This window comes from Pseudomonas onubensis (assembly GCF_965653655.1).
Taxonomy (GTDB): Bacteria; Pseudomonadota; Gammaproteobacteria; order Pseudomonadales; family Pseudomonadaceae; genus Aquipseudomonas.
This window is the reverse complement of the sequence record NZ_CBFHAZ010000082.1, coordinates 1-20,763: the sequence shown is the minus strand read 5'-3', so window position 1 is coordinate 20,763 and position 20,763 is coordinate 1. Positions and strand designations below refer to the sequence as shown.

Genomic DNA, 20,763 nt, shown 5'->3' with positions numbered 1-20,763 from the left:
ACCAGTGTGGGAGCGGGCTTGCTCGCGAATGCGGAAGTTCAGTCGACATCTTCAGCGACTGACCCACCGTATTCGCGAGCAAGCCCGCTCCCACATTGGTTTGTGGCGTTTTCATACATGTCTTTTTGCCATACCACCGCCACTCGGCACCTATCTTGCCTTCCAGTCCGAATTGGGCGTTTTTTTTGCGGCGCTTGGCGGGCATACTAGGCCGTCCCTTTCCCTGGTGTCGCCCGCCTCTATGCTTCGCGCCTTGATTACCCTCGCTCTAGTCTGCTTGCTCCAACCGGCGTTTGCCGATGAGCGCGCACAAACCCAACAACAGTTGGACGCTACGCGTCAGGACATTACCGAGCTGAAAAAGCTGCTCGGCAAGCTCCAGGAAGAAAAGTCCGGGGTGCAGAAAGACCTGCGCGGCACGGAAACCGAGATGGGCAAGCTCGAGAAGCAAGTCCAGGAGCTACAAAAAGAATTAAAGAAGAGCGAGTCGGAACTGGAGCGACTCGACGCTGAGAAAAAAAAACTCCAGAGCGCACGCGTTGAACAGCAACGCCTGATCGCGATCCAGGCACGCGCCGCCTACCAGAGCGGCCGCCAGGAATACCTCAAGCTGCTGCTCAACCAGCAGAACCCCGAGAAATTCGCCCGCACCCTCACCTACTACGACTATCTGAGCAAGGCGCGCCTGGCGCAATTGAAGGGTTTTAATGAAACCCTGCGCCAGTTGGCCAATGTCGAGCAGGAAATCGCCGACCAGCAGTCGCAACTGATGGATCAGAAAACCGCCCTCGACACCCAGCGCGAGCAGTTGGACAAGGTGCGCAAAGAGCGCCAGCAAGCCCTGGCCAAGCTCAACGATGACGTGAAGGCCCGCGACGCCAAGCTCCAGGCCCGCGAGCAAGACCAGGCTGACCTGGGCAAAGTACTCAAAACCATCGAAGAAACCCTGGCGCGCCAGGCACGTGAGGCCGAAGAAGCGCGGCAAAAAGCGCTGATTGCCCAGCAGGAAGCGGAAAAAAAGCGCCAGCGTGAAGCCGAGCTGGCCGCCACCACTGACGCGCCGGCGCCGCGTAAACCGGCGCGTGCAGCGCCTGGGCCGCTGGTTTCCAGCTCCGGCGAGAATTTCGGCGGCCCTTTTGCTTCTGCGCGCGGCAAACTTCCATGGCCAGTTGATGGTCGATTACTGGCACGCTTTGGTGAAACCCGTGGCGATGACACCCGCGCCAAGTGGGATGGGGTGATGATCAGCGCCGCTGCCGGCAGCCAGGTCCACGCTGTTCATGGTGGCCGTGTGGTATTTGCCGATTGGCTGCGCGGCGCCGGTTTGTTGGTGATTCTTGACCACGGGAATGGCTACTTGAGCCTTTATGGCCACAATCAGACATTACTCAAGTCGGCAGGTGATGTTGTAAAAGCCGGTGAATCCATCTCCACTGTCGGTAACAGTGGTGGCCAGGACACCCCGGCGCTGTACTTCGCTATTCGTCAGCAGGGCCGCCCGAGCGACCCTGCACAATGGTGCCGTTCCCAAGGATAGGGCTGCACCTACATTAGGAGTTCGTTCGACATGCTGCATTTGTCCCGCCTCACTTCGCTGGCCCTGACGATCGCCCTGGTGATCGGCGCGCCTCTGGCTTTTGCCGACCAGGCCGCAACGGCGGCACCTGCCGCCACGGCCGCGACCACCAAGGCGCCGCTGCCGCTGGACGAGCTGCGTACCTTTGCCGAGGTCATGGACCGGATCAAGGCAGCCTATGTCGAACCCGTAGACGACAAGACCCTGCTGGAAAATGCCATAAAGGGCATGCTCAGCAACCTCGACCCGCACTCCGCTTACCTGGGGCCGGAAGACTTTGCCGAGCTGCAGGAAAGCACCAGCGGTGAGTTCGGCGGCCTGGGCATCGAAGTCGGCTCCGAAGATGGCCAGATCAAAGTGGTCTCGCCGATCGATGACACGCCGGCGTCCAAGGCGGGCATTCAGGCCGGCGACTTGATCGTGAAGATCAACGGCCAGCCGACCCGTGGCCAGACCATGACCGAAGCCGTCGACAAGATGCGCGGCAAACTCGGCCAGAAAATCACCCTGACCCTGGTGCGCGACGGCGGCAACCCGTTTGACGTGACCCTGGCCCGCGCGACCATCACGGTCAAGAGCGTGAAGAGCCAGCTGCTGGAGTCGGGCTACGGTTACATCCGTATCACCCAGTTCCAGGTCAAGACCGGCGACGAAGTGGCCAAGGCCCTGGCCAAGCTGCGCAAAGACAACGGCAAAAAGCTCAACGGTATCGTGCTCGACCTGCGTAACAACCCAGGCGGCGTGCTGCAGTCGGCGGTGGAAGTGGTCGACCACTTCATCACCAAAGGCCTGATCGTCTACACCAAAGGCCGTATCGCCAACTCCGAGTTGCGCTTCTCGGCCACCGGCAACGACCTGAGCGAGGGCGTGCCATTGGCCGTGCTGATCAACGGCGGCAGCGCTTCGGCGTCGGAAATTGTCGCCGGTGCCCTGCAAGACCAGAAGCGCGGCGTGCTGATGGGCACCACCAGCTTCGGCAAAGGCTCGGTGCAAACCGTATTGCCGCTGAACAACGATCGCGCACTGAAGATCACCACGGCGCTGTACTACACGCCGAATGGTCGCTCGATCCAGGCCCAGGGCATCGTGCCGGACATCGAGGTGCGCCGGGCCAAGATCACCAACGAGGTCGACAGCGAGTACTACAAAGAGGCCGACCTGCAAGGCCACTTGGGCAATGGCAACGGCGGTGCCGATCAGCCGACCGGCAGCACCACCAAAGCCAAGCCGATGCCGCAGGACGACGACTATCAACTGGCCCAGGCACTGAGCCTGCTTAAAGGCCTGAGCATTACGCGCAGCCGTTGATATGCGTTTTGCCCTGATCATCGCTCTGCTGTGCAGCCTGGCCGGCGTCGCCCACGCGACGCCTGCCGGCGAGCCGCAAAAAGCCTACCTGACCCTCATCATCGACGACCTGGGGCAAAACCTGCCCCGGGACCGTCGCGTGCTGGCCCTGCCTGGGCCGGTAACCACGGCGATCATGCCCGACACGCCCCACGCCGCCGAATTCGCCCGTGAAGCGCACAAGGCCGGCAAGATCGTGATCCTGCACATGCCCATGGACCCGGCCACCGGCCCGTTCGCCTGGCACCCCGAGCTGCCCATCGAAGAACTCGGCAAGCGCCTCGACGCCGCGTTCAAGGCTGTGCCCTACACCGCTGGCATCAACAACCATATGGGCAGCCGCATGACCGCCCAGCCAGCCGCGATGGCGTGGCTGATGGCCGAACTGCAACGGCGCAACAAGTTCTTTGTCGACAGCCGCACCAGCGCGCAGACCGTCGCCGCCGCCGAGGCGCAGAAGATCGGCCTGGCACATGTATCGCGGGATGTGTTCCTGGATGACGAACGCACCGAAGCGGCGATTGGCACGCAACTGCAAACCGCGATCAAGCTGGCCCACAAACAAGGCTCGGTGGTAATGATCGGCCACCCTTATCCACAGACCCTGGCAGTGCTGGAGCGTGAGTTGCCCAAGCTCAAGGCGCAGGGCATCGACTGGATTGATATCAAGTTGATGATCAGTGTGCGCAGCAACCAGGCCATGGCGGCACACGGCAAAAACGGTACGTATCTGCCGGCGCGTAGATAGTTACCGCTCGGTACCGACTGTCCTGCTCGATAGTTGATGCTCCCATCAACTGGAGAGCCCTCCATGAAGCCTCTGCAATTCAATGACCTGCTCATCAGCTTTACCAGCGAGTTTCTGCCGCTGTGGAACGACAAGGGTTCGGGCGCGCATAAGGCCGTCGGCCTCTGGCGGCCGAGCACCGCCTCCGATGCCCTGAGACCGTTTTTTACTTTGGGTGATATTGCGGTCAACCACTATCGTAATATCAACTACGGCAACGTTGTCGCCGTCGTCAGCGACGTGAACAACGTCGACGGCACGGCCCTGCGTGCGCCAGTCGATTATCAGTTGGTGTGGCAGGATGAAGGCTCAGGAGCGCTGGGCAATGCGTCCATCTGGCGCCCGCTGCCGCCAGAGGGCTATGTGGCGATGGGGCTGGTGTACGGCGTGGACTACGACAAACCCTCACGCCATGCCGTGCGGTGCGTGCGAAAAGACCTGGTGATGGCCGCTCAAGCGGGCGAATTGATCTGGGACGATAAAGGCAGCGGCGCCGCAAACGACTTGAGCCTCTGGTCGGTGACACCTCCCCATGCACCTGCGGGCGAAATATACCTCGCGCCCGGCACCTTCATCGGCAATGGCAGTTATGCCAGGCCAAGCCTTGAGGCCTATTCACTGCGCCTGACATTGACAGCGCAGTTGCACGACCTGCCGCCGCCACCCGCGCTCAGTGGGTACGAAAGCCCTGGCAATGATGAGTCCGTCCACGCGCCTCAGGTGTGCGAGCTGCCATGGTTCTGTGTCAAAGACCCGGAGTTGGCTGTGATCGAACAGTTTCAGGCATCGCCCATCTACCGCCTGGAGCGCACGGACCGCCACCTGTGTGTCGGTTTCGGGCACAACATTGAGGCTACCAGCCAGCCATTCATGTGGACGGCCGCCAAAGGTGAAGTAGAAGGGACTGCCAAGGCACTGGCGGCCAACACCAGCATCGGTATGGGCAAAGAGTGGCCGGTGGGCGAACACGTCTTTGAATTGAGTTTTTCGGCGCACCTGGATCGCGACTTCACACACACGCAGCGCTCAGCTAAAGGCTGGAACCAGGCGTCGTCGCTGGAAATCATCACTTATGTTCCGCCGAAAAAAGCCGTTGCGGCGTACCTTGTCCAAAGCGAATACCGCCTGCTGCGACAGGACGGCAGCCAGGTTTCAAGCACGGCCAGCTATACCAATGGTGACAACATCTACATGAGCGACTATCCAAACGCCGAGGTGCTGCCTGATGAGCAGCCCCTAACGGTAGAAGCGTCTCAACCAGAGCCCGAACTAGAGGTAACGGGCCATGATCTGATCGATACCACCCTCACCCCGTAACTGGTCGAGTGCTGCCTGAAGCTTGGCCACCACCTCATCCGGCACGTCTTTGTTCAGCGCCAGGTACAACTGGGCGCTGTTGAAGCGCAGCACGGTTTTCAGTTGGGTCACCCCCACCTGGCGGGCCAGATAACGGCCCGCTGGATCACCGGTGGCCCACAGGTCGATCTGGCCATCCACCAGTTTTTGCGCATTGTCCTGGTCACGCAGTGCAACGATCGGTTTAAGGCCCTGTTTTTCCAGGGTCTGCGCAATGGCGTCACCCTTGTAGGCGCCGATCTTGTAACGACGGGCCTGTTCAAGGTCTTTCAGCTCAATCTTGCTGTCGGCCTTGGCCAGCATCACCCAGTCATCCGGGCCGATAGGGCCGACCCATTTGAACAGCGCTTCGCGGTCCGGCAGGCGCGCCATCACAAAGACGCCGTAGCCGGGTTTTTCCAGGGCGAGTTTGTAGATTCGCTCCCAAGGAAAACGCAAAGTCAGGTTGTAGGAAATGCCGGCACGCTTGAACGTCTCACGCACGATATCGACGGCGATGCCTTCGATGTTTTCTTCCTTGGCGAAGTTCTTGCCGTTTTTCGCCATGTTGTAGGGCGGGAAGTTTTCCGTCAGCAACACCAACGAGGCATCGGACGGTTCCTCGGCATGAGCCGAACCCGTCAACAGAATGGACGTACTGGCGAGGGCAAGCAGAAGGGTCTTGAACATGAAGGCTACCGGAATCCATGGCAAGCGCAGAGAGTGCCCCGCGCCTGCCAGGGTGTCCAGCAGCGTTTAGCGAACGACGATACCGCGCGCGGCCATATAGGCTTTGGCCTCAGGCACGGTGTATTCGCCAAAGTGGAAAATGCTCGCAGCCAGTACCGCACTGGCGTGGCCTTCGATCACGCCGTCGGCCAGGTGCTGCAGGTTGCCAACGCCGCCGGAGGCGATCACCGGAATGCCCAGCGCATCGCTGATGGCACGGGTCACGCCCAGGTCGAAGCCGTTTTTCATACCGTCCTGGTCCATGCTGGTCAGCAGGATTTCACCGGCGCCCAGGGCTTCCATCTTCATCGCCCATTCCACCGCGTCCAGGCCGGTAGGCTTGCGACCGCCGTGGGTGAAAATCTCCCAGCGCGGGGTTTCGCCCGGCCCGGAGACTTTCTTGGCGTCGATGGCGACCACGATGCATTGCGAGCCGAAGTGCTGCGCAGCTTCGCCGACGAATTCCGGGTTGAACACGGCAGCGGTGTTGATCGAGACCTTGTCTGCACCGGCGTTGAGCAGGTTGCGGATGTCTTGCACGGTGCGCACGCCACCGCCCACGGTCAGCGGGATAAACACCTGGCTGGCCATGCGCTCGACGGTATGCAACGTGGTGTCGCGGCCGTCGACGCTGGCGGTGATGTCGAGAAAGGTAATCTCGTCGGCACCTTGCTCATCGTAACGACGGGCGATTTCCACCGGGTCACCGGCGTCGCGGATGTTCTCGAACTTGACGCCCTTGACCACGCGACCGTTGTCGACGTCCAGGCAAGGGATGATGCGTTTGGCCAGCGCCATGGTCAGTCCTCAGCCGTTGTAGGCGTCGCAGTAAGCCTGGGCTTCGGCGACGTCCAGAGTACCTTCGTAGATCGCGCGGCCAGTGATGGCGCCGATGATGCCGGGCGCCTTGGCGTCCAGCAGCGACTTGATGTCGCCCAGGTTGTGAATGCCACCGGAGGCGATCACCGGGATCCTGGTCGCGGCGGCCAGCGCTGCGGTGAACGGCACATTGCAGCCCTGCATCATGCCGTCTTTGGCGATATCGGTATAAACGATGGCGGACACGCCGTCGGCTTCGAACTGCTTGGCCAGGTCGATGACCTGCACGGTGCTGATTTCAGCCCAGCCATCGGTGGCGACGAAACCGTCTTTGGCGTCCAGGCCGACAATCACCTTGCCGGGGAACGCACGGCAGGCTTCGGCGACAAAGGCCGGGTCTTTCACGGCCTTGGTGCCGATGATCACGTAGCTCACGCCAGCCTTGACGTAGTGCTCGATGGTTTCCAGGGAGCGAATGCCGCCGCCGATCTGGATCGGCAGGTTCGGGTAGCGCTTGGCGATCGCAGTAACCACTTCGCCATTGACTGGCTGGCCTTCGAAGGCGCCGTTCAAGTCCACCAGATGCAGACGACGGCAGCCCCCTTCTACCCATTTGGCAGCCATGCTCACCGGGTCATCGGAGAACACGGTGGAGTCTTCCATGCGGCCTTGGCGCAGGCGTACACAAGCGCCGTCCTTGAGATCGATAGCGGGGATAATCAGCATGCTTTTTCCTTCGTCAAAAGAGTTGCAAGTTGCAAGCTATAAGCTGCAAGCAAGCACGCGTATCAATTCTTGCAGCTTAAAGCTTGGAGCTTTCAGCTGCTTTTTTCGAGCGACCACAAGTCGCTTTCGATGCTTTCGAACCTTTCTTTAAGGAGCGTCTGCGTGTCGAAAATCGCCCTGTTGTAATAGTGCGGCGCCACTTCGGTGGTGAACAGCTCAAGAATCTCGGCGACCTCGAACGAGCCTAACTTAAGCTCGAAACGGTCCTCCATGAAACGCTTGATCTTGTCGGTTGCCTCACGCTCCTGTTCGGGCGTGAGGTTCAAGATCGGCGGCTTAGGCTTCTTGGCCATTACCAGCGACCATCCCACGCGGCGAAGTTCTGCAGCAATTGCAGGCCATGGGTATGGCTCTTCTCCGGGTGGAACTGCACGGCAAAGCGCGAACCGTCGGCCAGCGCTGCGGCAAAATCGACGCCGTAATGCCCGCCACCCACCACCTGGCCCGGGTTACCGGCATTGATGTAGTAGCTGTGCACAAAGTAGAAGCGCGCCAGGTCAGGGATGTCGTGCCACAAAGGGTGCTCGACAGTCTGGCTGACTTCGTTCCAACCCATGTGCGGCACCTTCAAGTGCTCGCCGTCTTCGTGCAAATCTTTGCCGAAGAACTTCACCTGGCCAGGGAACAGGCCGATGCAGTCGACGCCGCCGTTCTCTTCACTGCTGTCGAGCAAGGCTTGCATGCCCACGCAGATGCCGAGGAACGGGCGGTCCTGGCTGACTTCGCGCACCAGGCTGTCAAAGCCCAGCCGGCGGATCTCGGCCATGCAATCGCGAATCGCGCCGACGCCGGGGAATACCACGCGGTCGGCTTCGCGAATCACATTGGCGTCGCTGGTGATCAGCACCTTGCCGGCGCCCACGTGCTCGAGCGCCTTGGCCACCGAGTGCAGGTTACCCATGCCGTAATCGATAACCGCGACCGTCTGCATTACAGAACGCCCTTGGTCGAGGGCATTTGCCCGGCCATGCGGTCATCGAGCTCTACGGCCATGCGCAGTGCGCGGCCGAAAGCCTTGAACACGGTTTCGATCTGGTGGTGGGTGTTGGTGCCGCGCAGGTTGTCGATGTGCAGGCTGACGAGTGCGTGGTTGACGAAGCCCTGGAAGAACTCCTGGAACAGGTCGACATCGAAGCCGCCCACGGTAGCGCGGGTGTACGGCACGTGCATCTGCAGGCCTGGGCGGCCGGAGAAGTCGATGACCACACGCGACAGCGCTTCGTCCAGCGGGACATAGGCGTGACCGTAGCGACGGATACCTTTCTTGTCGCCGATGGCCTTGGCAAACGCCTGGCCGAGGGTGATGCCTACGTCTTCCACCGTGTGGTGGTCGTCGATATGCAGGTCGCCCTTGCTGACGATATCCAGGTCGATCAGCCCGTGACGGGCGATCTGGTCCAGCATGTGCTCAAGAAAAGGTACACCGATATCAAATCGGGCCTTTCCGGTGCCATCCAGGTTGATCGAGGCTTTGATCTGGGTTTCCAGAGTGTCGCGCTCGACGGATACCTTACGTTCGGCCATCACCAGCTCCGCAAAATCATTGGGCGAAAAAGGCAGCCATTATAGGGGCGCGGGCGCTAAACAGAAACATCGAAGGGGATAAGACTGATGGAGTGTCGGGGATAGACATGTGCATACAAGCGTGGGAAGGCTTATGTGGCGAGGGAGCTTGCTCCCGCTGGGCTGCGCAGCAGCCCCAAAGCCAGTCACCGCAATCTGCCTGAAACAACGCGGTGACTCGGTTGGGGCCGCTTCGCGACCCAGCGGGAGCAAGCTCCCTCGCCACAACAAGCCCCCTCCCACAAGGGGGTTGCGGTGTTAGTGGAACAACACCGCCGTCTTCTGCAGGGTCACCCACACACCCCACGCCAACGGAATACCCACCACCAGCCAGGCAGCAACAGCCATCGGCACAGTACCAGGGGCCGCTTTCCACTCCAGCGAAGTGCTGGCATCGGCGCCTTTGTCATGGCCCAGCGCCTGTTCGGCAGCCAGTTCAGCGTCGGTCATGAAGTACTTGTCGGCCACCGGGCGCACCAGCAGGTTGCAGAGGAAACCCAGCACCAACAGGCCTGCGAGGATGTACAAGGTGATGTCGTAGGCCGCAGCGCGCGGAACGCCGATGCTCAGCTGATACTCACGCAGGTAGTTCACCAACACCGGGCCAAGCACGCCAGCCGCCGCCCATGCGGTCAACAGGCGACCGTGGATCGCGCCGACCATCTGGGTGCCGAACAGGTCGGCCAGGTACGCAGGCACGGTCGCAAAACCGCCGCCGTACATCGACAGGATGATGCAGAACGCCGCCACAAACAGCGCCACGTTGCCCAGGTGCCCCAGGTTCGGGATCAGCGCGTACAGGGCAAAGCCCAGGGCGAAGAACACGAAGTAGGTATTTTTACGGCCCAGGTAGTCGGAGAACGACGCCCAGAAGAACCGGCCACCGATGTTGAACAGGCTCAACAGACCGGTGAAACCTGCAGCGATGGCCGCAATAGAGGCCAACTGGCCCGCGTCCAGTTGACCGAACGGCACATCCACACCCAGCAACTTGCCACCGAACACTTCCTGCAGCAGTGGCGACGCCATGCCGAGGATGCCGATACCGGCGGACACGTTCAGGCACAGCACCAGCCATACCAGGCGGAATTGCGGGGTTTTCCACGCCACGTTCACGTGCACGTGACGGTGGGTGATCATCGCGTTGCTGGCTTTTTTCGCCGGCGCGGTCCAGCCCTCAGGCTTCCAGCCGGTCGGCGGCACGCGGTACGACAGTGCGCCACCGATCATGAACACGAAGTAGATGACGGCCATGACCACAAAGCTCTGCCACACGCCCACGCTGGTTGGCGAGGCAAAATGGCCCATCAGCGCTGCGGCCAACGGTGCACCCACCATTGCGCCACCGCCGAAGCCCATGATCGCCATGCCAGTAGCCATGCCGCGCTTGTCCGGGAACCACTTGATCAGCGTCGATACAGGCGAGATATAACCCAGGCCCAGGCCGATACCACCGATCACGCCGGAGCCGATCCACATCAGCCAGATCTGGTGGGTATAAATCCCCAGCGCCGAGATCAACAGGCCGCCGCACCAGCACAGCGCCGATACAACGCCCGCCTTACGTGGCCCGGCATGTTCCAGCCAGCCGCCCCAGATGGCTGCCGAGCAACCCAGGAAGATGAAAAACAGGGTGTAGATCCAGCCCAGCATGGAGATGGGCCAGTCGCACTGGGACGAGAAGACTTGCGCGATAAAGCTCATGTCCGGCGCGCAGGCGACCGGCGCAGTGATACCCAGTGCTTTGGACAGCGGCAGCCAAAATACCGAGAACCCGTAGGCCATGCCGATGCAGAGGTGGATGGCCAGGGCGGCCGGCGGAACCAGCCAGCGGTTAAACCCGGGCTTGGCGATAATGCGCTCCTTGGACAGGAACGCAGGCTGCGCGGCAGTGCTGCCGGCCGCAGTGCTAGTGCTCATTGGTGTTTCCCCCAGTTATTAGTATGTGTCCGTCAGGCGCTCTCTCCCTCGACCTTGCACGCGGAGCGTTGGCCGTTGTTGTTGAGTAAAGCTCCTTTTAAGCGCGACGTTGTGTCGCAGACGACAGACGAACCCGCGAAGATTAGCACCAGTGGATGACAGAAAAACCAAACTGACATCACCTTTTTCACTCAATCTGATCTGTCTGGCGTAAAAATCCGATTTTGCCGGCGCTAGATACAATGTAACGATGCGTGAACTGACGCAGGCCTTCGGGCGTTATACTCTGCGGCTAAATTTTGAAATCGACATACAAGGACTCGCCCATGAAAGCGTTCGGCAAAATCCTGGGTCTGGTACTCCTCGGGCTGTTGCTGATCATTGTGGCCCTGGGCTTTGCCCTGACCCACCTCTTCGATCCCAACGACTACAAAGACGAGATTCGCCAGATTGCCCGCGACAAGGCCCACATCGAGCTGACGCTCAATGGCGATATCGGCTGGAGCCTGTTCCCGTGGCTGGGCCTTGAGCTGCATGAAGCCAGCGTAGCGACCCTCACCGCCCCGACCCAACCGTTCGCCGACTTGCAGATGCTCGGCCTGTCGGTGCGCGTGCTGCCGCTGCTGCGCCGCGAAGTGCAGATGAGCGACGTGCGTGTCGAAGGCCTGAACCTGCGCCTTAATCGCGACAAGCAAGGCCATGGCAACTGGGAAGACATCGGCAAGAACGTGCCGGATGCGACCGAAACGGCCAGCGCCCCTGCCCCAGCGCAAGCGCCTGCCGAGCCCGAACCGGAAAAGCCGCCCAAGCCGATCCGCCTGGACATCGACAGCCTGACCATCAACAACGCCCGCGTTGAATACAACGATGAGCAGACCGGCAAACAGTTCAGCGCTGAAAGCATCCAGCTGAGCGCCGGTGCCGTGCACGAAGGCGCGAGCATTCCACTCAAGCTCACCGCCTTCCTGGGCAGCAACCAGCCACTGATGCGCGTCAAAACCGAACTGAACGGCAACCTGCGCATCCAGCGTGCCCTGCAGCGCTACCAGTTCGAAGACATGAAACTCAGCGGCGAAGCCACCGGCGAGCCGCTGCAAGGCAAGACCGTGACCTTCTCCACCCAGGGCCAATTGCTGGTGGACCTGGCGGCCAACATCGCCGAATGGACCAACCTCAAGCTCTCCGCCAACCAACTGCGCGCCTTGGGCGAACTGAAGGTCAATGACCTGAACAAAACCCCGCAAGTCAGCGGCGCACTGTCGATTGCCCAGTTTGACCTGGCCAAGTTCCTCGACAGCGTCGGCCACCCGCTGCCGCCCATGGCTGACGGCAGCCTGAGCAAGGTCGAGCTGGTCAGCCGCCTCAAGGGCACGCCGACCAGCGTGGCACTGGAAGACCTGAACCTGAAACTCGACGGCAGCACCTTCACCGGTCGCATCGCCGTGGATGACTTCGCCAAGCAAGCCCTGCGCGTGCAGCTCAAGGGCGACACCTTCAATGCCGACAACTACCTGCCGGCCAAGTCCGAATCGGCCAAAGGTGCAACCGCCGCCCGCCAGGCCGAAGTGCAGAACAGCGAAGCTGGCGCCATGGCTGCCGGTGGCACCACACCACTGCCGGAAGCTCCAACCAAAGGCGCGTGGAGCACCGACAAGCTGCTGCCACTGACCCGCCTGCGCGCCCTGGACGTAAACGCCGACCTGGCCTTTGGGCAACTGACCTTAAGCAAGCTGCCGATCCAGAATGCAGCGCTCAAAGCCTCCGGCGCCGACGGCCAGCTCAAACTCGACACCTTGAGCGGCGGCCTCTACAACGGCACCTTCCAGGCCAACGGCACACTCGATGTGCGCCAGGACATCCCGCTGCTGGCGCTGCAAACCCACATCAAGCAAGTGCCGGTTGAACGCATCCTGCAAGCCCAGGGGCAAAACCCGCCGGTCAAAGGCCAGGTTACTCTCGACAGCAACCTCAGCGGCCGTGGCAATAGCCAAAAAGCGCTGATCGATAGCCTCAACGGTACCGCCAGCTTTGTGATCAACAACGGCGCGCTGCTCAACGCCAATATTGAACAGCAACTGTGTACCGGCATTGCCTTGCTCAACCGCAAGACCCTGAGCGCCACGCCACAAGGCAAGGACACACCGTTCCAGGAACTGCGCGGCACGCTTAACTTCCGTAACGGCGTGGCAAGTAACCCGGACCTCAAAGTGCGCATCCCGGGCCTGGCGGTCAACGGCAACGGTGACGTCGACCTGCGTGTGCTGGGCATGGACTACCGCGTTGGCATCATCGTCGAAGGCGACCAACGCGACGTGCCGGATCCGGCCTGCCAGGTCGGCGCCAACTTCCAGAACATCGAAGTGCCGCTGCGCTGCCGTGGCCCGCTGGAGCTGGGTGCCAAAGCTTGCCGCCTGGACAAGGACGGCTTGACCCAGGTCGCCATCAAAGCGGCCGGTAACAAGCTCAGCGACAAAATCGAAGAGAAGCTCGACAAGGTTAATCCGCAGCTTAAAGACGCCCTTAAAGGCCTGTTCAAACGATGAGAAACGAGCAGTTTTCACAGGCGGTGCTGGACTGGTACGACCGCCACGGTCGCCATGACCTGCCCTGGCAACAGGGCATCACGCCTTACCGGGTGTGGGTCTCGGAGATCATGCTGCAACAGACCCAGGTGAGCACCGTGCTCAATTACTTCGACCGGTTCATGGCTTCCTTGCCGACGGTCGAAGCCCTGGCCGCCGCGCCGGAAGATGAAGTGCTGCACCTGTGGACCGGCCTGGGTTATTACACCCGCGCACGTAACCTGCAGAAGACCGCCAAGATCATCGTCGCTGAATACGGCGGCGAATTCCCCAAGGATGTGGAAAAGCTCACTGAGTTGCCCGGCATTGGCCTGTCCACTGCCGGCGCCATCGCCAGTTTGAGCATGGGCCTGCGCGCGCCGATCCTGGACGGCAACGTCAAACGCGTGCTGGCGCGCTTTACTGCGCAAGAAGGCTACCCAGGCGAACCCAAGGTCGCGAAACAGCTCTGGGCCACCGCTGAGCGCTTTACGCCCCACGATCGCGTCAACGCCTACACCCAGGCAATGATGGACATGGGCGCCACGCTCTGCACGCGCAGCAAACCTAGCTGCCTGCTGTGCCCGCTGGAAAAAGGCTGCGAAGCCCACATGCTCGGCCTGGAGACGCGTTACCCGATCCCCAAGCCGCGCAAGACCATCCCGCAAAAGCGCACGCTGATGCCGTTGCTGGCCAACGCCGAGGGCGAGATTCTGCTGTACCGTCGCCCGTCCACGGGCCTGTGGGGCGGTTTGTGGAGCTTGCCGGAACTTGATGACCTGCAAGACCTGGAACACCTTGCCCACCAGCACGCGCTGGCACTGGGCGAGCAACAGCCGCTGCCGGGGCTGATCCACACCTTCAGCCACTTCCAGCTGGCCATCGAGCCCTGGCTGGTGCAGGTGGAGGAATCTGCCCATCACGTGGCCGAGGCCGACTGGCTCTGGTATAACCTCGCCACCCCGCCGCGCCTGGGCCTTGCCGCCCCGGTGAAAAAACTGCTGAAGCGCGCGGCCGACGTATTGAACGCAGGAGTTTCGTCATGACCCGCACCATCATGTGCCGCAAGTACAAAGAAGAACTGCCAGGCCTGGAACGCCCTCCGTACCCAGGTGCCAAGGGCCAGGATATTTTCGAGCATATCTCTGCCCAAGCCTGGGGTGACTGGCTGAAACACCAGACCCTGCTGATCAACGAAAAGCGCCTGAACATGATGAACGCCGAAGATCGTAAATACCTGGCGGGCGAAATGGACAAGTTCTTTTCCGGCGAGGATTACGCCAAGGCCGACGGCTACGTGCCGCCTGCTCAATAATTGATCAAAAACCGGGGTCGGCACGTAAGCGACGGTAATAATTAAATATTTTTTGAAAACTTGCTTGACGACCCCCTGAAAAACCCGTTTAATGCGCCCCGTTGCCCAGATAGCTCAGTCGGTAGAGCAGGGGATTGAAAATCCCCGTGTCGGCGGTTCGATTCCGTCTCTGGGCACCAAAATACCGAAAAACCCCAAGCGAAGATGATTCCTTGGGGTTTTTTATTGCCTGCGATTTAGTGGCCGCGGGCCAACGCCCCGCCCGATCCACACCCGAGGGTTATTTATCCCGCTGCTCGATCGTTTAGCTGTTACTGAATTTTCTGTTGCAAGGTAGTTATTTGATGAACCGGTACTTGTTCTGCGCGCTGTTGCTGCTGACGGCGTTGCTCAGTGGCTGCGCCACACAAATGGATGTCTCGATCAACGCAACACCGGATCCGGACTATCACTTTGATCGACAGGCACTGGTGCTGGTGACCACATCCGTGGGCGGCAGCGCGCAAAACACGCTCAATGCCCGCTATTACCTGCGGGACATGGTCAGCGCCATGAAGGACCAGGGTTTTCGCGAGGTGTACACCGATGCCAGCCTGCCCAAGAACCATGGGCCGATCAAAATGACCATCATCCTGGATGTCGACAGCAAGCAGGTCACTTACCGCTACACCGCTACCGATTACGGCCAGGTGCCCACCAGCACCACCACCGAGTGCAAGAAGAACAAAAAGAAAGACGACCAGTTGACCTGCACCAGCAAGCCGAACACCACCTACGGCCCGGTGGGCACCTCGGAGCGCACCGGCTACACCACGCTCACCACCTTCACCGCCACCGCGCGTGACGAAGTGAGCCGACGCGCGGTGTACGTGTTGCGGGTGATGTCCTACAACGAAGACTGCCAGGCCGCCAAGATCGAAGCCTTCCTGGTCGAACAGGGCCTGCAGAACCTCAACTTCCAGGACCGCGTGCAGCGCAACTACACCGTGACGATGCCCGAGGGCTACCAGTGCAAGTAGGCGCCTGCCTACTTCAGTAGAAACACCATCAGCGGGTTGTCGTTAAGCCGCCCTTCGAAGTTCGGCGCCTGCTGCTGCATCGGCGTGCCCTTGAGCAATGCCGCTTCTTTGCGCGGCACCAGCACCCAGGATGGACGCGGCAGGGTGGCGAGCTTTTCCGGCTCGTTACCGGCGACGAACAGCGGCTGCTCATCGTGGTCCAGGTTCATCATGTAGCGGATTGCCCAGGTGTCACGGCCAAGGTCGACAAACACCAATGGCCCAGGCTGCGACGCCCGCAGTGCCTCTACCTGGCTGACAAACTTGCGGGTGTCGTATTGCAGGTCCTTGGCCGGATCGATCACCATCACCAGCAGCACCCATTGCGCCGCCAGGGCGATCCCACTGAGCCATACCAGGCGCAACGGGCGGCGCCAGGCAATCAGCGCCGCCACTTGCAGCACCACCCACACGCCAATCAACGGCGGCAGCGACACATCGGGCCAGTAACCGTGCTTCTGCCAGGTGTGCCGGCAGATAAACAACACCACCACGCACAACGCCGGTAGCGCCACGACAAGCCATTCGTAACAGCGGCGCACGCCGACGAACCAGTTTTTCGCCTGGAGCAGCCCATAGGCAGCGACAGCGGCAAACATCGGCACCATCGGCAGAATGTAGTAAGCACGCTTGAAGTGCGGCACCGACAGCCCGAGCAAGATCATCAGGCCACAGGCCGCCAGGCGCACCACCATTTGCACGTCTTCGTTGGCCCAGCGCTCAGACCAGCGATGACGCAACGCGATCATCGCCGCCAACGCCAACGGCACCACCGGGAAGTAACGGTACAGACTCAGCTTTAAGTAGAAATAGAACGGCTCGCCGGACTCGTCGAGGCGCCCACTGACTTGCATCCTGAACACGTCATCGGCAAAGGCGTCGCCACCGCTCACCCGCGCCAGCTTCATCAATGCCCACCAGCAGGCCGCGAGCAACGCCAGCCCGACAAAACCATGGATCAGCACCTGCTTGACCCGCTCACCCGGCCGGCCCAGCGCCCAGTAAACGCAGACCACACCGCAGACCTCGATAAGCCCCAAAGGCCCACGAATCGCGAAGGCCAGCACAAACAACGGGAATACCGCCAACTGTCGAAGCCGTGACCCGAGACGCTCGCCCGTGTGCAGCAGGTAGAAGCTGCCTACGCATAACAGCGCGACCATCAGGTCCAGGCAGACCGAGCGCGACTTATCGAGCAGTTGGGTGGTGAGCAACGTGAGCAGCACCGTCAGCAATGCCCAAGGCCGACTGAACGGCACCAGCAAGCGATAAATCAGGGCGATCATGCCCGCTGCAGCCAGAGCTGTCGGCAGCACGTTGGCCAGATGGTTCGGCGCGCCGAACAGGCGGGCAAACACAAAACTGAAGAAAGTCGCAGTGCCGGGATAGTCCGGGTATGGCTGACCGTAGGTGGTAGGGAAAAGACTCGCGCCATGGCGAAACATTTCCTGCATGAACAACGCCCAGCGCCCGTCAAAGCCTTGGGGTTGCTCGTCCCAGATGCCCAAGGTAAACAGCAATAAAGCGATCAGAAACAGGCCCAGCGACTCCAGGCGATAACGGCTGCGGTGGTCCATCGAATGTCCTTTCAGGTAGGGTACGCCGACTCCATGGTGCCGACTCCACCCCTGAATAACGCCTGAACAAATCCGAGTATTTATGGATCTATCGACCGGCGCGCCATACCAACGCGGGAATCAGCCGGATGTAGAGTAGCTCGCCCACCAGCTCAAGCAGGGTTTGGAGGATCACCGCCGTGGCGGCCAGCCCGCGCGCATCTTCAGGCAGGGCCAAGGCCAATGGCAGCACCACCAACGAGTTGCGCGTCGAAGCACTGAAGGTCACCGCCCGCGCCGTCACGGCGGGCAACGCAAACAGCCGCGCAGCCAGCGCGCCCAGCAGCGGCGCCAGCAACAGGAAGCCGAGGTACACCGGGATCACCGGCAACAACAACGCGATATCGCGCACTACCGAAGTAATCTGCGAGCCGATCACCACAAACAGCACCAGCGCCATCGCGGGCACCGGCAGCCAGACCCAGGCGTTGTTCCAATGGTTAATAACGCTTGAGCGCCGCGCCAGGGAGGTGGTCAGCACCGCCAGGATCATCGGCAGCACAATCAGCAACAGGAACGCCTCGACGAACGGCCCCACCGCCACTACCACGGCGGACTGCGCGCCCAACATGAAACTCAGGTACACCGGCAGCAGCACCAGCTGCAGCAACAACAGCACCGGCGTCGCCGCCAGCATCAGCCGCGAGTCACCCTTGCCGATATGGGTAAACACCACCACATAGTCGATACACGGCGTGAGCAACACCAGCAACGCGCCCACCAGCAACGCCGGGCGCTCCACCAGGCCTCGGGTCAACGCCCACACCAGCAAGGGCACCAGAATGAAATTGGCCAGCAGCAATGCGCCGATGAAGCGTTTATTGCCCAAGCCCTGGCGCAAGTCCAGAAACGGGATTTGCAGGAACATGGCGTACATCAGCGCTGCAATGGCAGGCGTGACCAGTACGCCAAGGCCTTGGGCTGACAAAGGGGCGAACACGCCAAATGCGACCGCCAGGAGCACGGCGACGAAGTAGATCGGGACCTGGTTGTGTTCGAGGGTGTCGCGGGTCATTAGGACGCTCGAGTCGATTGCAAAGGTGCAAGCCTAGGCATCTACTGGCGGGAGGTCGAGTGGTAAAAGTTGGGCGCGTATCAGGGGTATTCCTGGCGAGCATGGAGCACCGTCAGTATCTCAATCCAATCTGTAATGCGATAAATCACCAGATAATTGGGATGCACAACAATTTCTCGTGTGCCCGAGACCCTCCCCAAGCGGTACAGGTAAGGATGCTGAGGAAGCGCAGTTGTCGCAGCCTCAATGGCTTCGTTCAGAAGACTGGCCGCCGCAACATTGTGCTCAACGATATAATTCAAAATTGCTCTGAGTTCAGCCCGCGCCTCAGGCCGCCACTCAACTCGCATCACGCTCTTTTCGCTTCAACTCAATCAAAGCTCGCATTTCAGCCATGACCTCGTCATGCGGAATACTTGGGCGTGGGTCATCAATCGAAGCCTGCACTTTGGCGCGGAACCAAAGGTCATAACTGGCAGCCTGCTCCTCGGTTTCAAATTCCGAAACGATGGGAGAAAGGGGAATGCTCATAGAGACCTCCGTAATGGGTACCTGCCAGTCTAAACGGTCCATGGTTTGCTGTCGTTCCTCTCGGATGTGTGGCGTTATCAGTAAGTGCCGAACATTAGTAGCCCTGTCAGAGAGGGCACAAGTGCTGGCAAACTGAACAACTGTTACTAAAAAAATAAAAACAGGCACGGGCCGATAAACGATGAACTTGAATGACGCCTCTTTGCGAATGGCTGCGATCAACTCCAAACCAGGCCACAGCGATCCCTTCAAGGAGCTCGCTGCCGACGGTTACCTGATTGGGGGCTTCACCTGGCGCCACCCGCGCACTGACTTCGAACGCCCGGTCGTCATCATCAACGCCGCCACCTCGGTCCGCTGCCGCCACTATTCACGCTTCGCCGACTACCTGTTTGCCAACGGCTTCGACGTGATCACCTACGACTACCGTGGCATCGGCGAATCCCGCAGCGGCGCGTTGCGAGGCTTCAAGGCGTCGTGGTCAGACTGGGGCGTGTTGGATTTCGAGGCGATGCTGCAGCGCGCACAGCGGGAGTTTCCGGGGCAGCCGATTGATGTGGTCGGCCACAGTTTCGGCGGGTGCGCGGCAGGGCTCGGTGCTTGCGGCGCGGTGATTCGGCGCATCGTGACGGTCGGCGCACAGTTTGCGTACTGGCGCGATTACGCGGCGAGCGGGCGCTGGCGCATGTTTGCCAAATGGCATGTGGTGATGCCGCTGGTGACGGCCCTGTACGGCTATTTTCCCGGCAAGCGCATGGGCTGGCTGGAAGACACACCGGCAGGCGTGGTGCGCGACTGGAGCATGCCGACACCGCGCTATGAAACGCGCCCCAGCGGGCGCGGCCTGGGTGAACTGCCATTTGCCCGTGTGAATGCGCAGTTGCTGGCTATCAGCATCACCGACGATCCGTTTGGCACAGTGGCGGCTATTGAGCGACTGCTGGGCTATTTTGAAAACTGCGCGCGCACTCACCTGCGAATCGCGCCCGAGGATATCGGCGAAAAAACCGTCGGGCATTTCGCTTTTTTTCGTAGTGAATATCAGGACCGGTTGTGGCCGATTGCGCTGGAATGGCTGCAAAAAGGCGAGCTGGCGCCAAGCACACGCGGTCAGCGCGTCTAGATTCCCTTGGGATTTCCCCCAACCTGCGCTTCAATACCCCACACCGATTAAGTACCCAAGGACGTTGAGCCCATGGCCTCGCCGAACAAGCAGCAAAAACGTGCCCACCGGGCCAAGGCCAAGGCCAAGCAAAACCGCACCCAGCGCGCCGTCGCGACCAAGCCGGATGCGTTTGCTGGCGACGACAGCCGCATTGACCTTGAGTCGGTGGATTTGACCGAGTTGTTTGTCGAAATGCGCGCCGCCGGCGAGACCAGCCAGCAGGCGTTGTGTGCGGCATTCCTGGCGCACCCACTGCTGGCCGTGGTGCTGGAGCAGGAAGGCGAAGAAGACGCGACAGATTTTATCCTGGCGGCGCTGATCGAATATCGCCAGTGGGCAACGGATACCGAGGATGAAGCCGCGGCGCTGGCGTGGATTGAATCCACGCAGTTCCAGGCCGATTACGTGGCGGCATCCCAGGCACTGGCCAACTCCCAGGACTGATACACAACAAAATGTGGGAGCGGGCTTGCTCGCGAATGCGGTGGATCAGCCAGCACATTCGGCGACTGACACTCCGCTTTCGCGAGCAAGCCCGCTCCCACAGGGTTCAGTGTTTCTGGCTGATACTGCTGACTGACACAAAACAAATGTGGGAGCGGGCTTGCTCGCGAATGCAGTGGATCAGCCCGCACATCTG

General features: G+C 60.7%; 21 protein-coding genes and 1 tRNA gene. 11 read left to right on the top strand and 11 right to left on the bottom strand.

Features of this window, described 5'->3' with window-relative positions; all coding sequences use genetic code 11:
- Positions 1–241 precede the first annotated feature (241 nt).
- The 4 genes from ACTD9P_RS22230 to ACTD9P_RS22215 all read left to right on the top strand — a co-directional run bounded on the left by ACTD9P_RS22230 (position 242) and on the right by ACTD9P_RS22215 (position 5,027).
- A complete protein-coding gene (locus ACTD9P_RS22230) occupies positions 242–1,537 on the top strand; it encodes a murein hydrolase activator EnvC family protein (RefSeq protein ID WP_438869369.1) in 1,296 nt (431 codons plus the stop codon).
- 30 nt (positions 1,538–1,567) lie between these two features.
- On the top strand, positions 1,568–2,884 hold the full coding sequence (locus tag ACTD9P_RS22225) for a S41 family peptidase (RefSeq protein ID WP_438869368.1): 1,317 nt from the start codon (positions 1,568–1,570) through the stop codon (positions 2,882–2,884).
- 1 nt (position 2,885) lies between these two features.
- On the top strand, positions 2,886–3,671 hold the full coding sequence (locus tag ACTD9P_RS22220) for a divergent polysaccharide deacetylase family protein (protein ID WP_138817257.1): 786 nt from the start codon (positions 2,886–2,888) through the stop codon (positions 3,669–3,671).
- 63 nt (positions 3,672–3,734) lie between these two features.
- The gene (locus ACTD9P_RS22215) at positions 3,735–5,027 is read left to right on the top strand and encodes a Vps62-related protein (RefSeq protein ID WP_438869367.1); all 1,293 of its coding nucleotides are present in this window, start codon (positions 3,735–3,737) and stop codon (positions 5,025–5,027) included.
- Here ACTD9P_RS22215 and ACTD9P_RS22210 read toward each other — a convergent pair.
- The 7 genes from ACTD9P_RS22210 to ACTD9P_RS22180 form a co-directional block, all read right to left on the bottom strand.
- Positions 4,980–5,735, bottom strand: coding sequence for a substrate-binding periplasmic protein (locus ACTD9P_RS22210; RefSeq protein ID WP_438869366.1), 756 nt, complete (start codon positions 5,733–5,735; stop codon positions 4,980–4,982). The genes ACTD9P_RS22215 and ACTD9P_RS22210 overlap by 48 nt on opposite strands.
- A 66-nt stretch (positions 5,736–5,801) precedes the next feature.
- Positions 5,802–6,572: an imidazole glycerol phosphate synthase subunit HisF gene (gene hisF / locus ACTD9P_RS22205; RefSeq protein WP_017138643.1), complete on the bottom strand. Its 771-nt coding sequence runs from the start codon at positions 6,570–6,572 to the stop codon at positions 5,802–5,804.
- Positions 6,573–6,581: 9 nt separating this feature from the next.
- On the bottom strand, positions 6,582–7,319 hold the full coding sequence (hisA, locus tag ACTD9P_RS22200; protein ID WP_008435688.1) for a 1-(5-phosphoribosyl)-5-[(5-phosphoribosylamino)methylideneamino]imidazole-4-carboxamide isomerase: 738 nt from the start codon (positions 7,317–7,319) through the stop codon (positions 6,582–6,584).
- A 92-nt stretch (positions 7,320–7,411) separates the two neighbouring features.
- Positions 7,412–7,672, bottom strand: a complete 261-nt coding sequence (locus ACTD9P_RS22195; RefSeq protein ID WP_122305409.1) for a DUF2164 domain-containing protein — start codon at positions 7,670–7,672, stop codon at positions 7,412–7,414.
- Positions 7,672–8,310: an imidazole glycerol phosphate synthase subunit HisH gene (gene hisH / locus ACTD9P_RS22190; protein ID WP_138817260.1), complete on the bottom strand. Its 639-nt coding sequence runs from the start codon at positions 8,308–8,310 to the stop codon at positions 7,672–7,674. The genes ACTD9P_RS22195 and hisH overlap by 1 nt, the downstream gene beginning before the upstream one ends.
- Positions 8,310–8,903, bottom strand: a complete 594-nt coding sequence (gene hisB / locus ACTD9P_RS22185; protein ID WP_017138645.1) for an imidazoleglycerol-phosphate dehydratase HisB — start codon at positions 8,901–8,903, stop codon at positions 8,310–8,312. The genes hisH and hisB overlap by 1 nt, the downstream gene beginning before the upstream one ends.
- 297 nt (positions 8,904–9,200) lie before the next feature.
- On the bottom strand, positions 9,201–10,862 hold the full coding sequence (locus tag ACTD9P_RS22180) for an OFA family MFS transporter (RefSeq protein WP_099549501.1): 1,662 nt from the start codon (positions 10,860–10,862) through the stop codon (positions 9,201–9,203).
- A 326-nt stretch (positions 10,863–11,188) separates the two neighbouring features.
- Here ACTD9P_RS22180 and ACTD9P_RS22175 point away from each other — a divergent pair, with 326 nt between their 5' ends.
- The 5 genes from ACTD9P_RS22175 to ACTD9P_RS22155 all read left to right on the top strand — a co-directional run bounded on the left by ACTD9P_RS22175 (position 11,189) and on the right by ACTD9P_RS22155 (position 15,757).
- Complete coding sequence (locus ACTD9P_RS22175; RefSeq protein ID WP_438869365.1) at positions 11,189–13,405, top strand: AsmA family protein; 2,217 nt, start codon at positions 11,189–11,191, stop codon at positions 13,403–13,405.
- Positions 13,402–14,469 carry an A/G-specific adenine glycosylase gene (gene mutY / locus ACTD9P_RS22170; protein WP_438869364.1) on the top strand — a complete coding sequence of 356 codons (1,068 nt, stop codon included), beginning with the start codon at positions 13,402–13,404 and terminating at the stop codon, positions 14,467–14,469. Before ACTD9P_RS22175 ends, mutY begins: the two co-directional genes overlap by 4 nt.
- Positions 14,466–14,738, top strand: a complete 273-nt coding sequence (locus ACTD9P_RS22165) for an oxidative damage protection protein (protein WP_438869363.1) — start codon at positions 14,466–14,468, stop codon at positions 14,736–14,738. The genes mutY and ACTD9P_RS22165 overlap by 4 nt, the downstream gene beginning before the upstream one ends.
- A 103-nt stretch (positions 14,739–14,841) precedes the next feature.
- Positions 14,842–14,917, top strand: a tRNA-Phe gene (locus tag ACTD9P_RS22160).
- A 165-nt stretch (positions 14,918–15,082) separates the two neighbouring features.
- Positions 15,083–15,757: a hypothetical protein gene (locus ACTD9P_RS22155; RefSeq protein ID WP_438869362.1), complete on the top strand. Its 675-nt coding sequence runs from the start codon at positions 15,083–15,085 to the stop codon at positions 15,755–15,757.
- 8 nt (positions 15,758–15,765) lie between these two features.
- On the opposite strand, the gene ACTD9P_RS22150 is transcribed toward ACTD9P_RS22155, so the two are convergent.
- The 4 genes from ACTD9P_RS22150 to relB form a co-directional block, all read right to left on the bottom strand.
- Positions 15,766–17,373, bottom strand: a complete 1,608-nt coding sequence (locus ACTD9P_RS22150) for an ArnT family glycosyltransferase (protein ID WP_438869361.1) — start codon at positions 17,371–17,373, stop codon at positions 15,766–15,768.
- An 88-nt stretch (positions 17,374–17,461) separates the two neighbouring features.
- Entirely contained in the window at positions 17,462–18,427 is a 966-nt protein-coding gene (locus tag ACTD9P_RS22145) for an arsenic resistance protein (RefSeq protein WP_438869360.1), read from the bottom strand.
- Between the two features lie 80 nt (positions 18,428–18,507).
- A complete protein-coding gene (locus ACTD9P_RS22140) occupies positions 18,508–18,777 on the bottom strand; it encodes a type II toxin-antitoxin system RelE/ParE family toxin (protein ID WP_285678383.1) in 270 nt (89 codons plus the stop codon).
- Complete coding sequence (gene relB / locus ACTD9P_RS22135) at positions 18,767–18,958, bottom strand: type II toxin-antitoxin system RelB family antitoxin (protein ID WP_056860716.1); 192 nt, start codon at positions 18,956–18,958, stop codon at positions 18,767–18,769. The genes ACTD9P_RS22140 and relB overlap by 11 nt, the downstream gene beginning before the upstream one ends.
- Before the next feature lie 181 nt (positions 18,959–19,139).
- Between relB and ACTD9P_RS22130 the strand changes: the two genes are divergently transcribed.
- Together ACTD9P_RS22130 and ACTD9P_RS22125 are read left to right on the top strand one after the other, a co-directional pair.
- Positions 19,140–20,081 (top strand): alpha/beta hydrolase family protein, encoded by a 942-nt coding sequence (locus ACTD9P_RS22130; RefSeq protein ID WP_438869359.1) that lies wholly within the window; start codon positions 19,140–19,142, stop codon positions 20,079–20,081.
- Between the two features lie 72 nt (positions 20,082–20,153).
- Positions 20,154–20,567 carry a hypothetical protein gene (locus ACTD9P_RS22125; RefSeq protein ID WP_438869358.1) on the top strand — a complete coding sequence of 138 codons (414 nt, stop codon included), beginning with the start codon at positions 20,154–20,156 and terminating at the stop codon, positions 20,565–20,567.
- Positions 20,568–20,763 lie beyond the last annotated feature (196 nt).